Below are 4776 nucleotides of genomic sequence, written 5' to 3'. Positions count from 1 at the left end.
AGGAGCTCAGCGGATCCTGGTAGACGACGCCGACCCGACGGCGGCGCGGCCGGCGCTCGGCGGGGCCCGCCGCGCTCCAGGGAGCCCCGTCGAGCAGCACCTCCCCGCCGTCGGGCTCGAGGAGGGCCAGGGCCATCCGCGCCGTGGTCGTCTTGCCCGACCCCGACTCCCCGACGATCCCGAGGGTCTCCCCCGCGGCGAGCTCGAAGGAGACGCCGTCGACCACGGTGCGCTCGGCGCCGTCGGGGCCGCGGAACCTCTTGACGAGATCCGTGGCCGCCAGCACCGGCCGCCGGCCGACGGCGTCACCCGGAGCCGGAGCGGGGGTCTCGCGCAGCGGGGAGCCCAGCGTCGAGGGCGCCAGTCGCGCCCCTCGCGTGGCCGCCGAGGGGACGGCGTCGAGCAGCGCCCGGGTGTAGGGGTGCGCGGGCCGGCGCAGCACCTGCTCGGTCGGGCCGTGCTCGAGGACCTCGCCGTCCCGCATGACGCAGACCTCGTCGGCCAGGCGCGCGACGACCGACAGGTCGTGGCTGATGAGCAGGACGGCCGTGCCGCGGTCCTTGGAGGCGGCGAGCAGGTCGAGCACCTGGGCCTGCACGGTCACGTCGAGGGCGGTGGTCGGCTCGTCGGCGATCACCAGCCGGGGGTCCAGCGCGAGGGCGGAGGCGATCAGGGCCCGTTGGCGCAGCCCTCCCGAGAGCTCGTCAGACCTCTGCCGCGCACGGAGCTCCGGCTCGGGGACGCCGACCTCCTCGAGCACCTCGAGCACGCGGGCCGCGCGCTCGGACCGCGACCCCCACCGGTGCAGGCGCAACGGCTCGGCGATCTCGGCCCCGACGGTGCGGAAGGGGTCCAGGGAGACCAGCGCGTCCTGCAGGACCATGCCGATCCTGCGGCCACGCACCCGCCGCCAGGCGCGCTCGCCCAGCCGGAGGAGGTCCACCCCGTCGAGCTCGAGCCGGTCGGCTCGCACGTGGGATCCCCGCCCGGTGAGGCCCACCAGGGTGCGGGCCGTGACGCTCTTGCCCGAGCCGGACTCCCCGACGACGGCGAGGCAGCGCCCGGCCGAGAGCTCGAAGGACACCCCGCGGACCACCTCGGTCCGCTCGGCTGCCCGCCCGAAGCCGACCCGCAGGTTCTCGACCCGCAGCATCGGGGTCACGGGCCGGTCAGGCAGGGTCTGGGCCCCGGGGGCCGCGTCGGTCAGGGCGAGGGTCATGAGGGTGCTCCTTCGAGTCGTTGCTGGAGGGTGCGGCCGAGGGTCGTCAGGGCGACCGCGACCGCGACGATCGCGAGGCCGGGCACCACCTCGAGCCACCACGCGGTCGTGACGTACATGCGCCCGGCCTCGAGCAGGGCGCCCCACTCGGGCGACGGCGGCGCGACCCCCATGCCGAGGAAGGCCAGACCCGAGGCCCACACGATCGACTGCCCCACGCCGAGGGTCGCGATCGCGAGGAGCGGGCGGACGGCGTTGGGCAGGACGTGCTGCAGGACCACCCGGTGGCGTGGGTGCCCCAGCGCAGCGGCAGCCTCGACGTAGGGCTCGCGCCGCACCGCGAGGACCTGCCCCCGCACCATCCGGGCGTAGCCAGGGGCCGAACCGATCCCGACCGCGATGACGAGCGTCGCGCTCGACGGTCCGCGCACGGCCACCAGCAGCAGGGCCAGCAGCATCACCGGGAAGGCGAACGCCACCTCGAGGGCCCCGCCGATCACCCGGTCCGTCACCCGGCCGCCGAGCCCTGACGCGACGCCGAGGGTCACCGCGAGGACCATGGCCAGGGCGGTGGCCCCGAGACCGATCGTCAAGGACTCGCGCGTGCCGTGGACCACCCGGGTGTAGAGGTCCCGGCCGGACTGGTCGGTGCCCAGCAGGTGGGTCGCCGAAGGGGGCTGCAGGGACTGGTCGAGCCGGATGGCCGTCGGGTCCCCGGGGGCGAGGAGCCCGGGGGCCAGGGCGGCGACCGCGACGAAGGCGAGGACGGCGAGGGAGAGCACCGTCGCGAGCCGGGGCGGTCGCGCCGCCGTGAGCCCGGCGCGGGCCCTGTCGGTCAGGGTCGTGGCACCGGTGGTGCTGGGGGTGGTCGCGCTGCCGGGAGTGGTCACGGTCGCCTCCTCGGGTCGATGACGGTGTAGGCGAGGTCGACGAGCAGGTTCGCGACCACGTAGACGAGGGCCACGAAGATCACGACCCCGCCGACGACGGGCAGGTCCCGGGAGTCGACGGCGGTCACGAGCACCTGGCCGAGGCCGGGCCGGGAGAAGACCGACTCGGCGATGACCGCCCCGGACAGCAGCGAGCCCAGGGCCCAGCCCGAGAGGGTGACTGCCGGGACCACCGCGTGACGCAGGGCGTGGCGGACCCGGACGGCGGCGTCCCCCATGCCGCGGGTGCGGGCCGAGAGCACGAAGGGCTGCTCGAGGACGCGGTCGAGCTCGTCCCGCGTGGCCTGCCCCAGGAACCCGGCCAGCGGGATCGCGAGGGTCAGCACCGGCAGGACCGTGGCGGCCAGGTCCGTCCCGCCCATGACCGGGAACCACCCGGCCTGGACCGCCAGGACGACGAGCAGGATCACCCCGAGCCAGTAGTGCGGCAGGCTCGCGGCGACGGCCTCGAGCCCCGAGCCGAGCCCCGCGACCCAGCGTCGTCGTCCGGCGGTCGCCAGGACCGTGACCAGGGACAGGACCCAGGCCAGGACGAGTGCACCGAGGGCGAGCTGGACCGTGGGCAGGATCTGGTCCCCGATCACCTGGGTGACCGGCTCGTGCTGCTGGAAGGAGGTCCCCAGGTCGCCACGGAGCAGGCCGCCCACGTAGGTCCCGTACTGCACCAGCACGGGGTCGTCGAAGCCGAACCGGGCGTTGATCGGCGCGAGCTCCTCGGGCGTGCGCTCGATCGCCTCGCCGGTCTGGAGGTTGAGCAGGAGGGTCGCCCGGTCCCCCGGCAGCAGGGTCTGCACCGCGAACACCACCGTGGCCGCACCGAGCAGCACGAGTGCTGCGGCGAGCACCCGGCTCACCAGCCGCGTCAGGACCGCGCGGGCCGAGGTACGCCGTGGTGCGGCGGAAGGCCCCGGGCCCCGCGGCGCCTCGCCGGTGTCGCCGGTGCCAGGGGGCACCTGGTCGGCGCGCTCCGCCGGGAGCGTGGTCGGGGCGCTCACTCGACGAAGTGGGCGTCGTGGAACACGGGCTCGCCCTGCGAGTCCTCGAGCCACACGTCCCGGAGCTCGGGGCCGACAGCGATCGAGGTCGTCTGGGTGTAGAGGCCGATGCTCGCGGCCTGGTCGCTGATGATCTGCTGGGCCTGGCCGTAGAGCCGGTCCTGCTCGGCGGGGTCGAGGGTCGAGTTCGCCTCGACGATGATCTCCTCGAGCTCGGGGTCGTTGTAGAAGCTCGAGTTGCTGAAGTTCGGGCTGTCTTCGAGGTGCTGACGGAAGGTGATGTGCAGCACCCCCGCGGTGGGGCTGGTCCAGTAGCCGGGCTTGGCGTCGTAGGTGTCGGGGCCTGAGTACTTCCCCGAGAACAGCTCCTCCCGGGTGGCCGGGACCAGGGTGACCGCGAAGCCGGCGGCCTTGGCCTGGTCCTGGATGTTCTGCAGCACCGTCGTGCCCTCGGCGGTGATGATCGAGCCGGCGCCGTAGACGATGCTCACCTCGAGCCGCTCGCCCTCACGGGTCCGGACCCCCTCGGCGTCGACCTCGCTCCAGCCGGCCTCCTCGAGGAGGGCCACCGCCCGGTCGAGGTCGTAGGGGTAGTCGTCGGCGACCTCGGCGTCGTAGCCGGGTGTGCTCTGGCTGATCGACCCGTTGCCCTCGTAGGGGATCACCCCGTGGAAGGCGCTGGTCACCGCAGCCTCCCGGTCGGTGCCGAAGGCGAAGGCCTGCCGCACCAGGCGGTCGGCGAAGGGGCCTTCCACCGTGTTGAGGCCCAGGGCCACCGGGCGACCCGGGGTGATGTACTGCTGCACGTCGAACTGGGCCTCGGCCGCCCCCCACTGGGGCGTCGGGACGTCGTAGATGACGTGGGCCTCGCCCGTGCCCAGGGCGCCGAAACGCGCGACGGGGTCGTGCACGAAGCGCCACTCGATCCCGTCGACGTAAGCAGGGCCCTGGTGCAGCGCGTTCTCGGGGGCCCAGTCGTAGTCGGGGTTGCGGGTGAAGTGGACCGCGTCCCCACGGTCCCAGCCCTCGACCACGAAGGGCCCGCTGCCGATCGGCGCCTCGCAGATCTCCTCGTCCTCGCGCTCGAGCGAGGCCGGGGACTGGATGCCGAAGTACGCCTGGGAGAGAGCTGAGAGCAGCGGGGCGTAGGGCTCGGTGAGCGTGATCTCCAGGGTGAGCGGGTCGGCGGCCCGGCTGTCGGCGTAGTAGCGCGCCAGGTACGCCGCGACGGTGCTGTTCCCACCCTCCTCGAGCCAGTACTCGAGGTTGCGGCTCACCGCCTCGGCGTCCAGGACCGTGCCGTCGGTGAAGGTGACGCCCTCGGCGAGGGTGAAGGTCCAGGTCAGCTGATCCTCGGAGACCTCCCACCCGGTCGCGAGCCAGGGCACGATCTCGCCGTCCTCGGCCTGGGAGACGAGCGAGTCGAGGACCTGCCGGGACAGGTAGGCCTGCTGGACCCAGCCGCCGTAGAGGCACGGCGGCTCCTGGTCGTGGGCGTACACGATGGTGCCGCCGTCGATCCGGGTCGTCGCCGCGCCGGGGTCGGCGCCGGTCGCCGTCGTGCCGCAGGCCGCGAGGGCCACCGGCAGCAGGAGGCCGAGGCCGGCCGCCC

General features: G+C 74.2%; 4 protein-coding genes. All 4 read right to left on the bottom strand.

Annotated features, from left to right (window positions below; translation table 11 throughout):
* The coding region (locus tag L0B03_RS14050; RefSeq protein ID WP_250446844.1) for an ATP-binding cassette domain-containing protein at nucleotides 1–1219 on the bottom strand (1219 nt) is incomplete at its 3' end.
* The gene (locus tag L0B03_RS14045; protein ID WP_250446841.1) at nucleotides 1216–2109 is read right to left on the bottom strand and encodes an ABC transporter permease; all 894 of its coding nucleotides are present in this window, start codon (nucleotides 2107–2109) and stop codon (nucleotides 1216–1218) included. The genes L0B03_RS14050 and L0B03_RS14045, both read right to left, overlap by 4 nt.
* Nucleotides 2106–3164 (bottom strand): ABC transporter permease, encoded by a 1059-nt coding sequence (locus L0B03_RS14040; protein WP_250446839.1) that lies wholly within the window; start codon nucleotides 3162–3164, stop codon nucleotides 2106–2108. Before L0B03_RS14040 ends, L0B03_RS14045 begins: the two co-directional genes overlap by 4 nt.
* The coding region (locus L0B03_RS14035; RefSeq protein WP_308200069.1) for an ABC transporter substrate-binding protein at nucleotides 3161–4776 on the bottom strand (1616 nt) is incomplete at its 5' end. The genes L0B03_RS14040 and L0B03_RS14035, both read right to left, overlap by 4 nt.

Origin of the sequence: Actinotalea sp. C106, assembly GCF_023630195.1 — a bacterium.
Lineage (GTDB): Bacteria > Actinomycetota > Actinomycetes > Actinomycetales > Cellulomonadaceae > Actinotalea.
The sequence above is the reverse complement of the archived record's forward strand: the minus strand, read 5'-3'. Positions and strand labels throughout refer to the sequence as shown.